The sequence below is a fragment of the Methylobacterium sp. Leaf102 genome, assembly GCF_001422425.1.
GTDB lineage: Bacteria > Pseudomonadota > Alphaproteobacteria > Rhizobiales > Beijerinckiaceae > Methylobacterium.
Genome location: NZ_LMMX01000041.1, coordinates 60,146 through 79,262, shown reverse-complemented (window position 1 = coordinate 79,262; position 19,117 = coordinate 60,146). Strand labels below are relative to the sequence as shown.

Here is a 19,117-nt window from a genome sequence, read left to right as displayed (position 1 = left end):
AAGACGGGATCAGACGATCGTCTCCGCCGAACCACGGTACGTTTCGGCAAACGGTAACCCGGGCGTCAAATCACCCGGCGCGCGAGGAAATCCAGCATCAGGGATGCGACTTCGCGGTGGTGCGTCTCCAATGCAAAATGCCCCGTGTCGAGCAGGTGGATCTCGGCATCGGGCAGGTCGCGTCGGTAAGCCTCCGCGCCGGCGGCCTGGAAGAACGGGTCGTTGCGGCCCCAAACCGCCAGGAGCGGCGGCCTGTGGGTGCGAAAATACGCCTGGAACGCCGGGTAGAGCGCGACGTTCGTGCGGTAATCCAGAATCAGATCGAGCTGGATATCTTCCGCACCGGGGCGTCGCATGTTGTGCAGATCGAGGGTCAGACCGTCGGGACCGATGCGACCGGCCGGCGCACCGTGCTCGTACTGCATATGGATCGCTGCTTCCGTGAGGGCGGCGCGGCACGCGATGCGGTTCGCCGGGCTCGGATCCCGCCAATAGGCCTGCCAAGGTTCCCACGCCGCGCTCAGACCCTCCGCATAGGCGTTGCCGTTTTGGGTAATGATGGCGCTGATCCGTTCCGGGTGATCTATCGCCAGACGCAGACCGGTCGGCGCCCCATAGTCGAAGATGTAGAGAGCATAGCGGGTCAGCCCCAACGCAGTGACGAACCCCTCCATGATCTCGGCCAGGTGATCGAACGTGTAGGCGAATGTGGCGCGGGACGGGGCGACCGTGTTGCCGAAGCCGGGCAGGTCTGGGGCGACGATCCGATAGCGATCGGACAGGAGCGGGATGAGATCGCGGAACATGTGACTCGCGGTTGGGAAACCGTGAAGCAGGAGCAGCACGGGTGCGTCCCCAGGGCCGGCTTCCCGGTAGAACACCTCGACGTCCCCGACTTGTTGCTTACCGTAGCGTACCGACATTCGATCCTCCTGCCTGCCGAGTTCAGGAAAAGCCCGAATGCGGCCGAGAGGGCAGGGGCGGCCCGCTACGGCGCCCATGACGAGCCCCGATCCGAACCGCTTGACCATGCTGCATCGGTTCCGTGCCCGTCCGCGGCCTCGACAGCTCCGCTTGGCATCCGCGCTTTTCCTGTCGAAGAGGTAGCGTCCATTGCCTGCCGCAATAATATCGGATCTCTGCAAAGCTGTGTTTCAGGATCTGCAACGATGGATCGCCTCGATGCCATGGCGCTGTTCCTCGGCGTCGTCGACGCCGGCTCGTTCGCGCGCGCGGCCCGCCATTCGGGCGTCTCACCGGCCAGCGTGACGCGCGCGGTCGCGATGCTGGAGGAGCGCCTCGGCGATCGCCTCCTGCACCGCTCGACCCGGGGACTTCGCCTCACGGAGGTCGGCGAGCGTCAGGCCGTCGTGTACCGGAGCGTGCTGGCAGAGCTGGCGGAAGCTGAGGGGACGGCCAGGATAGCGGACCGGTTGGAAGGCAGGATCACCCTCACCGCGCCGGAGCTCTTCGGCCGTGAAAAGCTGATGCCCGTCGTCGAAGACTTCCTCGCCATGCATCCGGGCGTGGCGACGCGTGTGCTCCTGGTCAATCGCGTGGTCAACCTGACCGAGGAGGGGATCGACGCGGCCCTGCGCCTCGCGGACCTGCCCGATTCGGGCCTTACAGCGGTAGGTCTCGGCGCCATGCGCCGGCTCGTCTGTGCAGCGCCCGCCTACCTGGCTGCGCTAGGCCAACCCGCCCGTCCCGAGGATCTTCGGACGCACCGCTGTCTCGGCGCGGAGGGGACGGAGCACGAACTCTGGCACTTCACCGAGCGGAATCCCGCGCGGTCCCGTCCCATCACGGTGGCGCTGGAGCCACGTCTGGTCCTGAACAGCGCCAGGGCCTCCATCGATGCCGCGGTCCGCGGTCACGGCGTCTGCCGAGCCATGGCCTATCAGGTGGTCGAACATTTGGCGCACGGGCGCCTCGTTCCGGTACTTGCAGCCTTCGAGCCACCGCCGAATCCGGTTCACCTCGTATTTCATCCCATCCCCCGCCGGAACGCGGCGCTGCGGGCCTTCGTCGATCACGCGGTGCCGAGGCTGAGGGCTGCGGTCGCGGCCGTTTCAATCGCCATGGAGTCGGTGCATGCCGCGCTCCACCCATCATCCGCGACCGAGGCACGATCCTGATGCGGGACCCCGTGTCCGGTTGACCGGCTCGGCGAAAGGTTGATACCCCTGCACTAGAACGGTTCCAAAAAATACAATTCGAGGCACGCCATGGCGCAACCGGTCTCCCTCCACGTCAACGGGCGCACGGTGAGTGTGCGAGTCGACGATCCCGAGACGCCGCTGCTCTACGTGCTGCGCAACGATCTGGAACTGCACGGGCCACGCTTCGGCTGCGGGCTCGGACAATGCGGCGCCTGTACGGTGCACATCGACGGGGCGGCCGTCCGCTCCTGCATCACCCCACTCTCCAGCCTGAAACCCGGCCAGGCCATCGTCACCCTGGAAGGGCTCGGCTCGCCGGAGGGGCCGCACCCGGTGCAGGCGGCCTTCATCGCCGAGCAGGCGGCGCAATGCGGTTACTGCATCAACGGCATGGTGATGCAATCGGCGGCACTCCTGAGCCGGAACGCGAAACCGAGCGACGCCGAGATCAAGCAGGAACTCAGCGCCAACCTGTGCCGCTGCGGCACCCATGCCCGGATCGTACGTGCCGTGAAGCGCGCCGCGTCCGCGATCTGACCCGGGAGGCTGCCCATGTCCCGCATCACGACGCCCGATACGACGCTGTCCCGCCGCGCGCTGCTCCAGGGTGGCGGTGCCCTGGTGGTGAGCTTCGCGCTTCCGCCGCGAGACGCCTCGGCGCAGACACCGCCGCCGATTCCGCCCGCGCTCCCAACCAAGGGATTCGCCAAGTCCGTGGCCGGCGACGAGGTCGACGGGTTTCTCGCCATCGGCGCGGACGGCCGTGTGACGGTGTACTCCGGCAAGGTCGATCTCGGCACCGGGGTGCGCACGGCGCTGACGCAGATGGCGGCCGAGGAACTCGACCTGCCCCTCGAGTCCGTCACGGTGATCCAGGGCGATACCGGCGTGACGCCGGACCAGGGCCCGACCTACGGCAGCCTGTCGATCCAGAACGGCGGTGCCCAGATCCGCCAGGCCGCGGCCACCGCCCGCCAAGCCCTGATCGGACTCGCGGCCGAGCGCCTCGGGGTGACCCCGGGATCGCTTCTGGTCAAGAACGGCACCATCCAGCCGAAGACGGGCGGTCCGGGCATCGCCTTCGGCGACCTCCTCAGGGAGAAGCGTTTCGCCCTCAAGGTCGACAAGGACGCCAAGCCCAAGGATCCGGCCCTCTACACCCTCGTCGGGACATCGGTGGCGCGCCTCGACCTGCCGGGCAAGATCACCGGGACCTTCACCTACATGCAGGATTTCCGGGTTCCCGGAATGGTGCACGGACGGGTGGTTCGCCCGCCCGCCATCGGGGCGACCCTGGAGGGGGTGGACGATGCCGATGCCCTTTCGCTGCCCGGCGTGATCAAGGTGGTCCGGGAGGGCAACTTCCTCGCCGTGGTGGCGGAGACCGAGTGGGGCGCCGTCAAGGCCGCCGCGGCCCTGAAGCCGCGCTGGTCGGCCTCAGCGACCCTGCCGGACCAGGCCCGGCTCTGGCAGCACGTGCGCGGCTCGAAGGTCAGCAAGGACGACGTCACGAGCAACGTCGGCGATGCCGCCGCGTCCCTGAAGGGAGCGGCCCGGGTGCTCGCGGCGACCTACGATTTCGCGATCCACACCCACGGCTCCATCGGTCCCTCCTGTTCCGTGGCGGAGTTCAAGGATGGGGCGCTCACCTGCTGGACCGCCTCGCAGATGACCCACGCCCTCCGGCGGCAGCTCGCGGCGATGACCCGGATGTCCACGGAGGACGTGCGTTGCGTCTATCTCGAAGGCTCGGGCTGCTACGGCCGAAACGGGCACGAGGATGCGGCGGCGGACGCGACGCTGCTCGCCCGCGCCGTGGGCCGGCCGGTCCGGGTGCAATGGTCGCGCGCCGACGAGCACGGCTGGGACCCCAAGGGGCCGCCGACTCTCATCGACCTCGAAGCCGGCCTCGATGCGGACGGCGCCTTGGTGGCCTGGTCGTCGCAGTTCTTCGTCCCCGAAGGGGGTGCCGGCAACGTGCCGCTGGTGGCCGCCGATCTCGCCAACCTGCCGCACGAGACGGCGCTCGCGCCCGGCAACATCATTCAGAATTCGGCGATTCCCTACACGATCGCCAACGTGCGGACGGTCTGCCACCGCCTGGCCGACACGCCCCTCCGGCCGTCTTGGATCAGAACGCCGGGCCGGATGCAGAACACCTACGCCAACGAGGCCTTCCTCGACGAACTCGCCGCCGCGGCCGGCGTGGATCCGGCGGCGTATCGCCTGCGGGCGCTCAAGGATCCGCGCGGGACGGAGGTGATCGAGCGTGTGATGGCGCTGGCGAAGTGGGAGAACCGCCCGTCCCCCAAGGCCGAGCGGGACGGCGACGTCCTGCGCGGGCGCGGAATTTCCTACGTGCGCTACGAACTCTACCGGACCTATGTTGCCGGTATCGCCGAGGTGGAGGTCGAGCGCAGAACGGGAGCGATCCGGGTCTCCCGCTTCTTCGTGGTCCAGGATTGCGGGCAGATCATCAACCCGGACGGGGTGCGCAGCCAGATCGAGGGCAACGTGATTCAGACGGTCAGCCGCGTGCTCAAGGAAGAGGTGACCTTCGACCGCAGCGCGGTGACGAGCCTGGACTGGGCGAGCTATCCGATCCTCACCTTTCCCGAAATCCCCGAGGTGGTGATGGAGTTGATCGACCGACCCACCGAGAAGCCCTGGGGCGCTGGCGAGCCCTCCGCGGCCATCGTGCCGTCCGCGATCTCGAATGCGGTCTTCGACGCCACCGGTGTGCGGATGCGCTCGGTGCCGTTTTCACCGGTGAAGATGCAGGCCGGCCTGCAGGCGACCTGAGACAAACCGTGCGGGCCGGTCAGGCCGCCCGCACGGTCGCGAGGAAGTGGGCGACCTCGGCACTCAGGTGTTCGGATTGGCGCGACAGCTCGGAGGCTGCCCCGAGCACCTGACTCGCTGCGGCGCCGGTCTCCTCGGCGGCCCCGGCCACGCCCGCGATGTTGCCGGTGACTTCGCCCGTGCCCGCTGCCGCCTGAGCGACGTTGCGGACGATCTCCTGCGTTGCCGCCCCCTGCTGCTCCACCGCCGCGGCGATGGAGGTGGCGACGGTGCTGATCTCGCGGATGCGTCCGGTGATGCCGCCGATCGAGTCGACCGCCTGGCCCGTCGAGGCCTGGATCCGCAGGATCTGGCCCGAGATCTCGTTCGTCGCCTTGGCAGTCTGTTCGGCCAGGGCCTTCACTTCGGCAGCGACGACGGCGAAGCCCTTGCCGGCCGTACCCGCACGGGCTGCCTCGATGGTGGCATTGAGGGCGAGAAGGTTCGTCTGTCCGGCGATGTTCGAGATCAGACCGACGACATCGCCGATCCGGGCGACGGCGGCGCTGAGCTCCTGCACCAGGGCACCGGCCTGATCGGCTTCGGCGACGGCGTGGCGCGCGAGGTCCGCCGAGCCGTCGACCTGCCGGCCGATCTCCTGCACCGACGAGCCGAGCTCCTCGGCCGCCGCCGCGACGGTGTTGACGTTCGTGGCGGCCTCCTCGGCCGCGGCTGCCACGGCGGAGGATTGCAGGGCGGTCTCCGCCGCCGTGCCGCTCATCGCACCCGCCGTCGCCTGCAACTCGGTCGCGGACGACGAGACCATGCCGATGACGCCGCCGACGGCCGCCTCGAACCCATCCGCCAGTTCGCGCATCGTGCGCTTGCGCTGTTCCTCGGCGGAGGCCCGCGCGAGTGCGGTCTCCTCTTCGAGCCGACGGGTGCGGATGAGGTTGTCCTTGAACACCTGGACGGCGGCAGCCATCGCACCGATCTCGCTGCGCTCGCCCGCGTTGGGCACGGCGATCGCGGTGTCGTTGTCTGCCACGCGCTTCATCACTCCGGCCATGCGCTGGACGGGCGCCGAAATCGTGAACACGGACATCCAGCCGATCGCCAGCGTGGTCAGGACGACGACCGCGAGCACCGCGGCGATCCCCAGCCGAGCACTGTCGCCGAGCGCACTCGCGATCTGGACGCTCTCCTTGCCATGGATGTCGTTGAAGTCGAGATCGGCCTTGAGGGCCGTGCGGGCGGCGTTGAGCGCCGGCAGCATCCCATCGAGAAGATAATCGGTGGCGGCCTTCATGTCGCCGGCCTGCATGCGCTGCAGGAACTCTTCGCCCATGGCCGAGTACGCCGGGACGGTCTTCTTGATCGCCTCCCAAAGCGCCTCCTCGCCGTTGCTCACATAGGCGACGTAATCCTTCAGATCGGCCTCGATGTCGGCCATGCTGGCCCGCAGGCGGGGAAGGGATTGCGGACGGCGTTCCTCGCGGGAGACGAGATAGGCGAGTTGCCGGCTCCGGAGGGTCTCGAAGTTCGTGGCCAGGCGTCCGATGATCCGTGTCGACGGGAGGGCATTGCCGCCGAGCGTATCCGTCGCTGCCGTCAAGGCAGACAAGCGCCCGTAACAGAAGGCACCCAACCCGAGATTGAGAGCAAGCAGCAGCAGGAGAGAGCTGATCAGGCGGGTTCGAATCGATAGATTGGCGATCAACTTGATCTCTCCGACATAGTAATATTATTCGAGAGAGACTTAAGCTCAAATTCGTTAAGCGATCCCGACTGCTGTGTCAGTGTACGCCGCCGCTGCGGCCGATTGGGGCAGGAGCAGACTGAATTTACACCTTTCGGTTGTGTTTGATCCAGCTTCCTAACTCGCGATCGCCACCAATACCGAGCGCGGACGTCCGGTTACTGGTCAGGATACGCACCATCTGCGCGGGTCGATCCGAACCCCAGGAAGGCCGGTCGAAGGCCACCCCGCGTGAAGGGGTGCAACCGCCCAAGCTACTCTGGCTCGAGCATGCCGGCATGATCGTACAGGAATGCCTATGCGAATCGCCCTTTCGCTTCCGCCTTGAGCGGCATCCGATCAGATCGGATCGAAGGTTTCGTAGCCTGCGGCCACGAGGTAGTTGCGGCACTCATTCGGTGTGAAGCGCCCGAAGGCCTGTTTGAGCGTGTCGTAGACGTCCACAAGCGTGCGGGCGCCCTGGGCTCGCAGACGGACCTTGAGCTTGGCAGAGGCAAGTTCGATCGGATTGAAGTCGGGCGAGTAGGCCGGCAGGTAGAGCAGGCGGGCGCCGGCCGCCTCGATGCGCTCGCGGATGCCGCTGACCTTGTGAGCGGGCAGGTTGTCGAGCACGACCGCGTCACCCTGCTTCAGGGTCGGCACCAGGGTCTCCTCGACATAGCGGCGGAAGCGGATCCCAGTCATGGGGCCGTCGAAGAGCGCGGTCGCCGTCAGGCCGCTGGCCTGCAGTCCCGCCGTGACCGTGATGGTCTTCCAGTGCCCGAACGGCACGACCACCCGGCAGCGTTCGCTATGCGGCGCCCATCCGTAGCGACGCGCAATCTTCGTGTTGGTCGCGGTCTCGTCCAGGAACACGAGCCTGTCCGGATCGCGGTCGGGCTGGCGCTCGAACCAGGCCAGGCGCGCCGCCTTTACATCCTCCCGATCCTGCTCGGCGGCGTGCCTGGTGTTTTTTACGCGTGATGCCGTGGCGCTTGAAGAAGCGGGACAGGCGGCTGACCCCGACCTTCAGGCCGTATTCGGCGAGTTGGGCGCGCAACTCGTGCAGGAACAGTTCGGGCCTGGCCTCGTCGGTCTGACGGATCAGGTCGGCCTGGGCCTCGCTGAGGTGTGAATGCTGATCGCTGCCCATCGGCTTGGCCCATGTGCGTCCTTCCCGCACGAAGGCCTCGTACCGGCGCACGGCGCTGGCAAGGCTGACCTTGAACCGTCTGGCGGCTTCCCGGCGTGAGGCGCCTGCCTCGATCGCCACCACGACGCGTTCACGCAGATCGGCTAATAGGGCCTGAGGGCATCCAGCTCTCCTCCTTGGAAAGCCGCGCATCGAATTACATCTGCGCCGCCCTCGAAACCCCGGTCGATCCAAGCCGATCGGACACCGCTCTAGAAGCTGCCACCCATCCCGCGAAAGCGGGTTCGTTGACCGAACGAGGCTGTGTGAAAAGCGGACGCCACGCTGCGGCTGTCCGGCCGTTTCGGAGAGCGGCGGACAGGCTTTTTTGACCACCTCCATCCTGGTCGTTGCAAGATCGCAAGGAAGCTCAATGAAACCTGCGTCGTTGCTCGTTCGACCTCTTACGCTCAAACATCGAACGATGATCAGCGATTTCTAGCTATATAAATTCGATCTGATGCGCTTCGTCTTAGGCTTCTTCTCCAACGGAGACTTGGGATAACACGCTTTATCGAAGCTGCAGATCGTCACAAAGTTGACCGACTTCCTGATTGCCTGGACGATTACGTCACGCACGATAACCCGACCCGCGTCATCGATGCGTTTGTCGACGAATTGGATCTCGCAGCCCTCGGCTTTGCCGGCGTGAGGCCCGCCGCGACCGGCCGACCGGGCTATCATCCCGCGACGCTGTCGAAGCTCGACCTGTACGGTACCTGGACCAGATCCCGTCGAGCCGGCGCTTGGAGAGGGAGGCCGGCCGCAATGTCGAGCTGATGTGGCTGATCGGCCGCCTTGCACCCGACTTCGATGCGATCGCGGACTTCCGGCGCGAGAACGGGGACGCGCTTCGCGCCACCTGTCGGCACTTCGTGATGTTCTGCCGGCAGGTCGGCCTTCTGGCCGGAGGCACCGTGGCCGTTGACGGCAGTCGGTTCAAGGCCGTGAACAGGCGCGACCGAAACTTCACCCCGGTCGCGGTCTGAAGGCCCATCGAGCAGGTCGAGCCGAGCATCGTGCGCAACCTTGCGGCCCTCGATACCACCGACCGTCAGGAGGCCGATGCGGCGCAGCTTCGAACCCCAGGCCTGAAGGAGCGGCTCTCCGCACTCCGGGATTGGCTGCGCGCGCTGCAGGCGATGGAGACGTTCTTGGAGGTCGCGCCGGACCGTCAGATCCCGCTGACCGACCCCGATGCGCGGGCCATGGCGACGAACGGCAAGGGCACCGGGCTCGTCGGCTACAACGTTCAGGCCGCGGTGCACACGAAGCATCATCTCATCGTCGCCCATGAGGTGACGAATGTCGGCCACGACCGCATCCAACTCGCCAACATGGCAGGCCAGGCGCAGAGCGCCATCGACCAGGAAACCGTCCAGGTCCTGGCGGATCGCCGGTACTTCTCCGGCGAGGAGATCCTGGCCTGCGACCGAGCGGGGATCGCGGTCACGCGGCCAAAGCCGATGACATGCGTGCGAAGGCCGAGGGCCGCTTCAGCAAGCAGGACTTCGTCTACCGGGCGAGCGACGACACATACCGCTCTCCAGCAGACCAGACGCTGACCTGCCACTTCGAGGGGGTCGAGAACGGGATGACCCTGCGGCGCTACTGGATGTCGGCCTGTCCTGCTTGCCCGATCGAAAACCTTTGTACATCCGCCGAGCAGCGGCGCGTCACACGTTGGGACCATGAGCACGTGCTGGAAGCCTTCCAGCGCCGGCTCGACGAGAACCCGAACGCGATGCGTGACCGGCGCCAGACGGTCGAGCGCGTCTTCGGCACCCTCAAAGCCTGGATGGGAGCGACCCGCTTCCTGACCCGGGGGCTGAAGAACGTGGCGGTGAGATGAGCCTGCAGGTTCTCGCCTACAACATGACGCGAGTGATCGCGATCCTCGGTGCCGGTCCGCTCATCGCGACCATCCGGGGGAAAGCCCGGCTTCTTTGCGGAACGCGCTGTCAGGTCTCCTTCCAGACCTCCGATGCGTTCTCACACAGCCTCCAGCCTGAATGGACGTTCTTGACAACATACGAACTGAGGCACCACCCCGCCTTGAAGACGGCGCCCTGATTGGTATTTTACATATGAACTTAGTCAGTAATGGCGTGTGAAACGTTCGCAAGAGGGCGTACGGCCTGTTTTCGAGAAATGTGGTGGATTACCCACTCTTTCCGTCGGTCTCGATAAAAGGTCAGTAATCACGGTAGGTTGCTGACACGCAACGGCTTCGTACGCCCCGGCTGGTACATGTGCCTCTATCAATGGTTCGTCCCTGGAAGAATCCGGGCAGCGGTGTCTACTACGTCCGGAAGGCTGTACCGGCCCGGCTGCGTGGCCTCGTGGGCAAGTCACGCGAAAAGGTTAGCCTCGGGACACACTATCCGGGGGAGGCCCGTCGGCGTCATACCGAGGCCGTCATCGAGATCGAACGGCGGTCGCTCAATAATCAACGGGTCAGGCGGGCGACCTGGAGAGCTTGATCGAACATGGCGTTGAGCGACGCCGTGATGTCAGCGGGGGTGTTCGCCGTGTAGAAGAATCCGGGAGACGCGCAGCTCCGCAATGGTGTCGCGAGACCAGGGCTGAATCCGTTCACTAGATTGTTTTCTCTGGCGACATCTCCTCCGAAGTCCTGGAACTTGATGATATTGTACGGAATATAGAGCACCGACACGGTCGCGCCGGCATTCTTCAAGTCGGTGCACTTCGATGGGTCGATCTGCTTCGGCTTCGATCCATCCCAACGTGCATTGGGATACAGGAGAAATTTTGACGGATCGCCAGGGTAATAACGCTTGATTCCAAGCAGCAGGGAGTGGTTCTGATCATTCTGCATTCCATCCGTGATCAGGAACACAAACGGTTTGCGAGAGGTCGCTGCCGTGCCGTCGCCGAATGTCGCGATCGTGGATTTCATTTGGGGCAACACCGTTTCGAAATGCGTTCCCCCGCTCCCAGTCCCCGTGCTCGGATCTCCGTTAATGAACAGTTGCGTGCTGCCAGTGTCGAGAAGGTTCGTCAGAGCGAGAGGCCAGGGTTTACTGCATTGAGCGGTTGTGCTGAGGGTCGCAAGGTCGCTCGTAACCCCTGCCAACGTCGCCATTTGATTGATGAACGGATACAGGCCGACCCGGTACTGGTTGGGAACGAGGGGTAGGGCGGCTCTCCTGATGAGTGAACAAACGGCATCGTTGACCGCGTCAGAGCGCAGCTGAATCTTGCCCGCGGCAAGATCCCATCCGACACGGCCAGGAAAGTGGCAGGCGAATTGGCAGCCCTGCCTGTAGTTGTCTTCCTTCAGGTCGTTGTTTTTGAGGGCTAGCTTTTCCATTCCCTCGTCCGAGGTCGGCAACCCCATCGAGCCGGACACATCAAGGAGCAGGTAGAAATCGAGATAGCTCGCGATATCCGCCGAGGCCGTCACCGTGTTTGAAATCAGCGTCGTAGGCGTCCCAAAAATCGGCCCGATGGTATTCTTGACGGTGGCCGAATAGCTCACCACTGCGGTCAGGGTTTGCGCATTGCGGCTTACCTGAGGTGTTGCAAGTGTGACTTGACCGAAGGTGATATTGCCCATGTTGGCGTTGAATGCGTTGACCGCTTTGGTGGTGCCGGCTGCGAGTGCGTTGGCCGAGACATTGGTCTGGCCGGCATTGCTGGAAATGTAGGCCTTGGCCGTGACGACCGCCGCGATTGCGGCGGCGTCGGCGGCCATGTCGAGCTTGGTCTTGTTGCTGGTTGCGATCCCATAATCGACTCCAAGACCGATCATGCCGATGATGGGGATCAGGCTGAGGCCGAACAGAACCGGGATACTGCCTCGACGCGAAGCAACGAGGGCCGCTCCGTGACCGCGAAGCCTGTTCACAGGAAGCCAGGACATTTCACAGCGATCCCATCGTCGTTCGTGATGTCGTACTTGATCTGCGTGGCGTAGCGCGGCTGCAGATAAATGGAGCGTGCAATGCGCACGGGCGCGATGAACGTGGCGCCGAACGTCGGGCGGAATAGAAACACGACGTCGACGGCGATGATGGAATCGGGTCCGAAGACGGATCGCGGAAGCGAAGTCCTCGAGGGCGCTGCGGCATCGGCGGCGGGACTCTGCGGAATCGCGCAGGGGCGATAATTCCCGCCGGCGGTCCCCATGCTCGTCCAGGCGACATTGGCCTGATAGCAGACGGTCGGATCGGAATTCGTCAGGCACGTCAGGATTTTCGGCGTAAAGACGATGCTGGCGAAGTTGATCGAGATATCCTGCCACCATTCCAGATTTTGCTGAGGTGCATCCGTCATGAGATAGGGAAACAGGACCAGTGCCGCGTCGAAGCTGAAGTGCAGGTCGAGGCTGTTCACGGTGGCGATCGTCGACCCTTGGGGTGGGGCGGTCTGAGCGATCATCTGGCTGATCGAACTCGCGATCAGGTCGATCTTTCGTGATGCGTTCACATAGGTGATCAGCTGGATGCCGCCGGCCATGATGGCCAGGAAAACCGGCAGGATGAGTGCGAATTCGATGGCCGAGACAGCGCGCCGGTCACCCAGGAAGCGCCGCGTGGCGTGGAGTGGCCCGCGGCTCATCAGAATTGCTCGTTGCGGAACGCCGCCGATGAGACGGCGAGATAGGCCGGCGCGCCCCTGTAGACCGTCCCCCCGCTCAGCCAGGAGATGACCGCGACGGTGGGGAGCGTGATCGGATAGATAACCTGAAGATACTGAAAGTCGCCCCGAACACCGAGGGTGTAATTACCAGAACCGCTGGACAAATCGGGGATCAGCAAACCGCTCTTGTCCGGCTTCACGAAGGTATAATAGCCCGCTGGGCCGCCGGCCTTCGGAACCACATACAGATTGATGACGATGTTCTCGCAAGGAATCGGCTTCGGGAGATAGCTGCACAAGCTGGTCCGGAATGCCGAACTGCCCATCGATTGGGCCTGCGCAGAACCGGTTATGATCTGCCGGCTCGCCTGAGCCGTCGCGTAGTCGAGGACTTGGTTGAGATAAAGCACCAGGGCCGCACTCAGGATGAAGACGATCACCAGAATTGCGATAAGCGATACGATGGCGAACTCGACTGCCGTCGCGCCACGTTCATCATACAGATATTGCTTCACCGTCCGCATGCGAGACTCTGGACTTACATATGTGAAGATCTGGTGAAAACCGTCGGCATCCGCCCCGCATCGTGCCCAATCTGCTTTTGAAACGCAGCGAAGCCGCGTGATCTTCGAAACCGCCCCTTCACCGAGAACGGTGTAAGGCACCGCTTGCACAACCTCAGGATGAGCCCCAAAAGACGTTTCCGAGGAGGGAGCGGACGGTGTCTGACGGGTTCATCGAGATCGGATGCGAGGGCGTAGAGCACGTCAGCCTTGCCGCTCATGCGAACGCGATCCCCGTGCTGCGGGAGATCGTCGTCCGCAACGGCCTTGCGGCGGATCTGAGCGAGATCGCGCTGCGGATCGAGAGTCGGCCGCCAGTTGTGCGACCCCTGATCCTGAGAATCGACCGGGTCGCGGCTGGCGCCAGCCACACTGTTTCGACATCCGACATGCGTCTCGACGCGGCCGCCCTCGCCGGCTTCACCGAGGCGAGCCACTTCGACCTCGTCGTGAGCCTGACGGAGGCCGGCGGCGCCGTGGCCGAGATCGTGCGGACCCTGCGTTTACTGCCGCCGACCCATTGGGGCGGCGCGGCCAGCGCCCCGGAGCTCCTCGCCGCCTTCGTCCGTCCCAACGACCCGGCCGTCGACGGCATCTTACGGGACGCCGCGACGAAGCTCCGGGCGGCCGGCCGCGACCCTGCGCTGAACGGTTACGCGGATGGCACGAAGGCGCGGGTCTGGGAAATGGCGGAGTCGATCTGGGCGGCGCTGGCCGACCGGCGCCTCGCCTACGTGCTGCCGCCGGCGAGTTTCGAGCAGACCGGGCAGAAGGTTCGGGGGCCATCCGACATTCTGGAGCGCCGGGTCGGCACCTGTCTCGACCTGTCGCTCCTCTACGCGGCGTGCCTGGAACAAGCCGGCCTCGGCCCCCTCGTCGTCCTGACGACGGGGCACGCCCTGGTGGGCCTGTGGCTGACGGATACGGCGCTGCCGGGCGCCGTCCTCGACGACATGCAGACCTTGCGCAAACGGCGGGATCTCGAGGACATGATCCTCGTGGAGCTCACCCTGCTGACCCGAACGCCGCCGGCTCGGTTCGAGGCGGCCGTGAAGCATGGCGCTGGCCAGGCGGAGGAGGGCGCGCCCGCCGACCTCGATGTCGCTCTCGACATCAGGCGCTGCCGCCGACACGGCATCCGTCCCCTCGATCTCGGCGGCGCCCGGCCGATCGATCCGCCGCCCGTCGAATTCGCGTCCCTGGACAGGGGGCTGTCCGATCCGCCGCCGTTCCGGGACGAGGAGATCCGCCGGGTCGAACCTACGCCCGCCGGGCCCGTCGACCGCCTCGAACTCTGGAAGCGCCGGCTCCTCGACCTCACCCTGCGCAACAAGCTCCTGAACTTCAGACCCGGCAAGGCTTCCGTCACCCTCGCATGCCCGGATGCGGACACACTGGAAGATCGCCTCGCCGCCGGGCACGCCCTTCGGTTCATGCCCGCGCCCGAGGCCCCCGAGGGTCAAAGCACGAATGCAGCGCCGAGGTTTCGGTCGGACGACGCCCAGCGCCAAGAGGTTGCCACGGCCCTCGCCGGCGACGATGTCCACACGACGTTAACGGCGGACGAACTCGATCGGCGTCTCCTCGATCTCTATCGCCTTGCCCGCAACGGCTTCGAGGAAGGCGGGGCCAATATTCTGTTCCTCGCCGCGGGCTTCCTGTCCTGGACGCGCAAACCCGGCGAGGCGGCTCACCGCGCGCCCCTGCTTCTCATCCCCGTCGCCCTCCAGCGGTCGAGCGCGCGGGCAGGGTTCCGCCTCACACTGCATGACGACGAGATTCGCATCAATCCAACGCTGATCGAATTGCTGCGCCAGGATTTCCGTCTGTCGCTGCCCGAACTTGAGGACGACCTGCCGCGCGACGGCGCCGGCATCGATGTCGCCGCGATCATCCGAACCGTGCGCGGCCACGTCCGTGACCTCAAGGGCTGGGAGGTCGTGCCGGACGTCGTCCTGTCGACCTTCTCGTTCACCAAATTCCTGATGTGGAAGGATCTCGTCGACCGAGCCGACCTCCTCAAACGCAACCCAGTCGTGCGCCACCTCCTCGAGACACCGAAGCACGCCTATGGCGACGGTACACCGTTCCCAGAGCCGGGTCGCCTCGACGCCGAGCACCCGCCCGAGACGGTGTTCGCGCCGCTCTCGGCGGATTCCTCGCAGCTGTCCGCCGTGATCGCGGCGGGCCAGGGCAAGGATTTCGTGCTGTTCGGCCCGCCCGGCACCGGCAAAAGCCAGACCATCGGCAACATGATCGCCCATTGTCTGGCACAGGGGCGCACGGTGTTGTTCGTCTCGCAGAAGACCGCCGCCCTGGAGGTGGTGCGCCGCCGTCTGCAGGAGATCGGGCTCGGCGATCACTGCCTCGAAGTTCATTCGACCAAGGCGCAGAAATCCAGCGTGCTCGCGCAGTTGCGGAAGGCCTGGCACGAGCGCGCGGCGCCGTCCCGGGCCGAGTGGGGCGCCGCCACGGGCGAACTCGGCATCCTGCGTACCGAACTCAACCGCCTCGTCACTGCGCTACATCGTCGGCGCGAGAACGGAATGAGCGCCTACGAGGCCTTCGGCCGGGTCGTCTCCATGGGAAGCACCGCCCCGCCCGTCACCCTTGCGTGGCCCGAGCACCGTGCTCACGACGCCACCACCCTCGCGCAGCTTCGGACCGCCTGCCGCGACCTGCGGCCCGTCTTGGCCGCCCTCGGTTCGCCCGTCGGCCATCCCCTGCTGGGCCTCGCGGCTAAGGACTGGTCGCCGGCCTGGCGGGATGCCACCGCGGCGGCGATCACAGCGCATACGGATGCCCTGACCGCCCTACGGGCCAGTGGCCAAACCTTCGCGCGAGACCTCGGCCTGTCGGAGCTGCTGTCTACGGTAGCCGGAACGCGGGGTCTCGTCGTCCTCGGCGCTTATCTCGTTCGCCCGGAGGCGGCGTGCGGCGTCGCCTTCCTGGCCGATGCCACGGGCGACCTGCGCCGGGCCGTCGCCGCGCGCGCACGGTTCCAAGCCGCACGGGACGCGGGGCTGGCGCGGCTCACGGCCCACTACCGCACGGGCCTCCTCGACGCAGACCTGCCGGCGCTCCTCGACGATTGGGTAGCGGCAGAGGGCGCCAACTTCCTCATGCGCGGCGGCCGGCTCAGGCGCGTCGAGGCGCGGGTGAAGCCGTACGTGGATGGTCCGATGCCGACCGATCTCGGCGCCGACCTCGCCGGGCTCATCGCCGTCGCCCGCCATCTCCGGGCCGGGTGCCCGGAGGACGCTCCGCTCGCCAGCCTCGAGCCTCCCTGGAACCGGCCCGAGACCAACGCGGACGCGTTTCAGGCGCCCCTCGATTGGGCGGAGAAGATCGAGAAGCTCGTGGCGGTTCTCGGTCCGCAGACTCTCGGACCACAGACCGCCGGGCGCGATGCCCTGCGCGACCACCTTGTGCGGTTCGTTCGGGGCGAGGGGCGGGGGCTTGCCGAGGGGGGCGGCATCGCCCGGGCCTACCGGGCGTTCGGCCGCGACCGGGCTGCCGTCACGCGGACCGGAGCCGCACTGGCACGCCTCGCCGGCCGCAACGACCCCCAGGAGCCCATCGAGCCGGGGCCGGACTGGATCGACGCCACCCTGAGGCGGATCTCGAATTGGGCCGGTGGGCTCGGCCGAGCGCAGGCGTGGTGCGCGTGGCAGGCCGCCTCCGCGACCGCCCGTGCCGCCGGCCTCGCCCCGCTCGTCGATGGACTGGAAACCGGCCGGCTCACGCCCGACGCGGCCGAGCCTGCGTTCGAGGCCGCCTACGCGCGCTGGTGGATCGACCGGGTGGTCTCCCATGATCCCGTCCTCGCCCGTTTCCTACCCGAGCGCCACGAGGATGCCATCGCACGCTTCCGCGCCGCCGACATCCGGGTGGCCGATCTCGCCAAGCGCGTGGTCCGCGCCCGGCTCGCCGACGGCGTCCCGGCCCCCACCGCCTTCGGCGCGGATCCCGAATGGGGCACCCTCTCGCGCGAGCTGACGAAGAAGGCGCAGCACATGCCCCTGCGCAAGCTGTTCGCGAAGATGCCCAGGGCGCTGACCCGGCTGACTCCCTGCGTGATGATGAGCCCGCTCTCCATCGCCCAGTACTGGCCCCCGGATTCGACGCCGTTCGACGTGGTGATCTTCGACGAGGCCTCGCAGATCGCACCCTGGGACGCCATCGGGGCCATCGCGCGCGGCCGGCAGGCGGTGATCGTCGGCGATCCCGAGCAATTGCCGCCGACCAACGTCGGCGACCGGGGCGTCGACACCATCGAGGACGGGTCCGACGTCGCCGACCAGGAATCGATCCTCGACGAGTGCCTCGCCGCCAACATCCCGCGGCGTAACCTCGACTGGCACTACCGCAGCCGTCACGAGAGCCTCATCGCGTTCTCCAACGCCCGCTATTACAGCGGGCGGCTCGTCACCTTCCCATCGCCCGTCACCGACGATCGTGCGGTTCGCCTCACCCTGGTGCCGGATGGCCTCTACGAGCGCGGCGGAGCTCGCGTGAACCGGCCCGAGGCGCGGGCCGTCGTCGCCGAGATCGTCCGGCGCTTGCGCGAGCCGGCCTTCGCCGTCGAGCGCCGGTCGCTCGGCATCGTCACCTTCAACGGCGAGCAGCAGCGCCTCATCGAGAACCTGCTGGACGAGCAGCGCCGGGCGCACCCCGACCTCGAACCGTACTTCGACCGTGACCACTGGCACGAGCCGGTCTTCGTGAAGAACCTCGAGAATGTGCAGGGCGACGAGCGCGACGCGATCCTGTTCTCCTTGGCCGTGGGACCCGATGCGACCGGCCGGGTCGGCAGTACCGTTTCCTCCCTCAACCGGGAGGGCGGGCACCGGCGCCTCAACGTCGCGATCACCCGGGCGCGCCGCGAACTCGTGGTCTTCGCATCCCTTCGTCCCGAGCAGATCGATCTCGGCCGCAGCGGTGCGCGCGGGGTGCGCGACTTCAAGCATTTCCTCGAGTTCGCCGAGCGGGGCCCAAGGGCGCTCGCCGAGGCGTTCGCCCCGACCGGCGGCGACGTGGAATCGCCCTTCGAGGCCGCCGTGATGGCGGCGCTGGCGGCCAGGGGCTGGACCGTCCACACCCAGATCGGAGTCTCGGGCTTCCGGATCGACCTCGGCGTCGTCCACCCCGACGCGCCGGGCCGCTATCTCGCCGGCATCGAGTGCGACGGCGCCACCTATCACCGCTCGGCCACGGCCCGCGACCGAGACCGTCTGCGCGAACAGGTGCTCGTCGACCTCGGCTGGCGCATCCGCCGGGTCTGGAGCACGGATTGGTGGATGGATGCGGGCGGCGCCCTCGAAAAGCTCCACGCACGCCTGACGGACGATCTCAGTGCCGACTGCCGGCAGGCCGCCGAGGTTTCGGCGGCCGCCGAACCGCCCGTGCCCACGGTTTCCGAACCCTCGAGTCCTTCGCCGGCCGAGGCGCCGACCGGTGGCTCCGCCGATGCCTCGCTGCCCGAATCCGACGATGCTCCACCGGCGCGGCTCTATGCCGACCGCGCGACTTCGCCCGACCCGGCGCCATCGACCCAAGTGAGCTATCGCCTCGCCGATCCGGCCGCTATCGGCGTGCCCATCGAACCGGCCCGATTCTACGAACTTGCCTACCGGCCGGTCCTGGCAGCGGCGATCGCGCACGTCCTCGCCGTCGAAGCACCGATCTACGAGGATGTCCTCGTGCGCCGCGTCAGTCGCGCCCATGGGATCGCCCGCGTCAGCCCGCCCGTCCGCGACGCAATCCTCGATGGCATCGACCGAGCCATCGCCCGCACGGACGACGAGGGCCGCGCCCTGCTGTGGCCGCCGGGCGAGGCGCCAAGCCGGAGCCGGCCCCATCGTTCGGCCGATCCGGCCGTGCGCGGCCATTCCGAGACGCCGATGCCCGAGCTCGTCGCCCTCGCCGAAGCCGTGCCCGTCGGGACCCCGGACACCGACCGAGTCCGCCTCATGGCGCGCAGCCTCGGCATCTCCCGGGTCGAGGCCACGACGCGCGCCCGCTTCGAGCGGGCCATCGCGTTCATCGAACGCCCTACGCCCGACTGAGGCCGGTC

General features: G+C 66.6%; 10 protein-coding genes and 1 pseudogene. 5 read left to right on the top strand and 6 right to left on the bottom strand.

Annotation, left to right across the window (positions count from 1 at the left end):
- Window positions 1-65 precede the first annotated feature (65 nt).
- Entirely contained in the window at window positions 66-923 is an 858-nt protein-coding gene (locus ASF27_RS20995) for an alpha/beta hydrolase (protein ID WP_056363278.1), read from the bottom strand.
- Window positions 924-1,169: 246 nt separating this feature from the next.
- Between ASF27_RS20995 and ASF27_RS20990 the strand changes: the two genes are divergently transcribed.
- The 3 genes from ASF27_RS20990 (at window position 1,170) to ASF27_RS20980 (ending at window position 4,964) form a co-directional block, all read left to right on the top strand.
- Window positions 1,170-2,138, top strand: coding sequence for a LysR family transcriptional regulator (locus ASF27_RS20990; RefSeq protein ID WP_056363275.1), 969 nt, complete (start codon window positions 1,170-1,172; stop codon window positions 2,136-2,138).
- Between the two features lie 90 nt (window positions 2,139-2,228).
- Complete coding sequence (locus tag ASF27_RS20985) at window positions 2,229-2,699, top strand: (2Fe-2S)-binding protein (protein ID WP_056363271.1); 471 nt, start codon at window positions 2,229-2,231, stop codon at window positions 2,697-2,699.
- Between the two features lie 15 nt (window positions 2,700-2,714).
- Window positions 2,715-4,964, top strand: a complete 2,250-nt coding sequence (locus ASF27_RS20980) for a molybdopterin cofactor-binding domain-containing protein (RefSeq protein WP_056363269.1) — start codon at window positions 2,715-2,717, stop codon at window positions 4,962-4,964.
- A 19-nt stretch (window positions 4,965-4,983) separates the two neighbouring features.
- Here the strand turns inward: ASF27_RS20980 and ASF27_RS20975 are convergent, their stop codons facing one another.
- Together ASF27_RS20975 and ASF27_RS21930 are read right to left on the bottom strand one after the other, a co-directional pair.
- On the bottom strand, window positions 4,984-6,663 hold the full coding sequence (locus ASF27_RS20975; protein ID WP_056363265.1) for a methyl-accepting chemotaxis protein: 1,680 nt from the start codon (window positions 6,661-6,663) through the stop codon (window positions 4,984-4,986).
- A gap of 378 nt (window positions 6,664-7,041) precedes the next feature.
- Window positions 7,042-8,026, bottom strand: a protein-coding gene (locus ASF27_RS21930) for an IS630 family transposase (protein ID WP_156467602.1) whose coding sequence is annotated in 2 segments (ribosomal slippage) — window positions 7,042-7,657 and window positions 7,656-8,026 — 987 coding nt in all. Because the reading frame shifts where the segments join, the coding sequence is not laid out codon by codon here.
- 348 nt (window positions 8,027-8,374) lie between these two features.
- Here ASF27_RS21930 and ASF27_RS20965 point away from each other — a divergent pair.
- A pseudogene (locus ASF27_RS20965) lies at window positions 8,375-9,802 on the top strand (IS1182 family transposase); the annotation flags it as partial.
- 520 nt (window positions 9,803-10,322) lie between these two features.
- On the opposite strand, the gene ASF27_RS20960 reads toward ASF27_RS20965, so the two are convergent.
- Genes ASF27_RS20960 through ASF27_RS20950 form a run of 3 tightly spaced genes read right to left on the bottom strand, consistent with a single transcriptional unit; the run spans window position 10,323 to window position 13,002 of the window.
- Window positions 10,323-11,759, bottom strand: a complete 1,437-nt coding sequence (locus tag ASF27_RS20960; protein ID WP_056174285.1) for a pilus assembly protein TadG-related protein — start codon at window positions 11,757-11,759, stop codon at window positions 10,323-10,325.
- The gene (locus ASF27_RS20955) at window positions 11,741-12,457 is read right to left on the bottom strand and encodes a TadE/TadG family type IV pilus assembly protein (RefSeq protein WP_056363258.1); all 717 of its coding nucleotides are present in this window, start codon (window positions 12,455-12,457) and stop codon (window positions 11,741-11,743) included. The genes ASF27_RS20960 and ASF27_RS20955 overlap by 19 nt, the downstream gene beginning before the upstream one ends.
- Complete coding sequence (locus ASF27_RS20950; RefSeq protein WP_056174289.1) at window positions 12,457-13,002, bottom strand: TadE/TadG family type IV pilus assembly protein; 546 nt, start codon at window positions 13,000-13,002, stop codon at window positions 12,457-12,459. The genes ASF27_RS20955 and ASF27_RS20950 overlap by 1 nt, the downstream gene beginning before the upstream one ends.
- Before the next feature lie 197 nt (window positions 13,003-13,199).
- On the opposite strand from ASF27_RS20950, the gene ASF27_RS20945 reads away from it, so the two are divergent.
- The gene (locus ASF27_RS20945) at window positions 13,200-19,109 is read left to right on the top strand and encodes a DUF3320 domain-containing protein (protein ID WP_056363255.1); all 5,910 of its coding nucleotides are present in this window, start codon (window positions 13,200-13,202) and stop codon (window positions 19,107-19,109) included.
- Window positions 19,110-19,117: the final 8 nt, after the last annotated feature.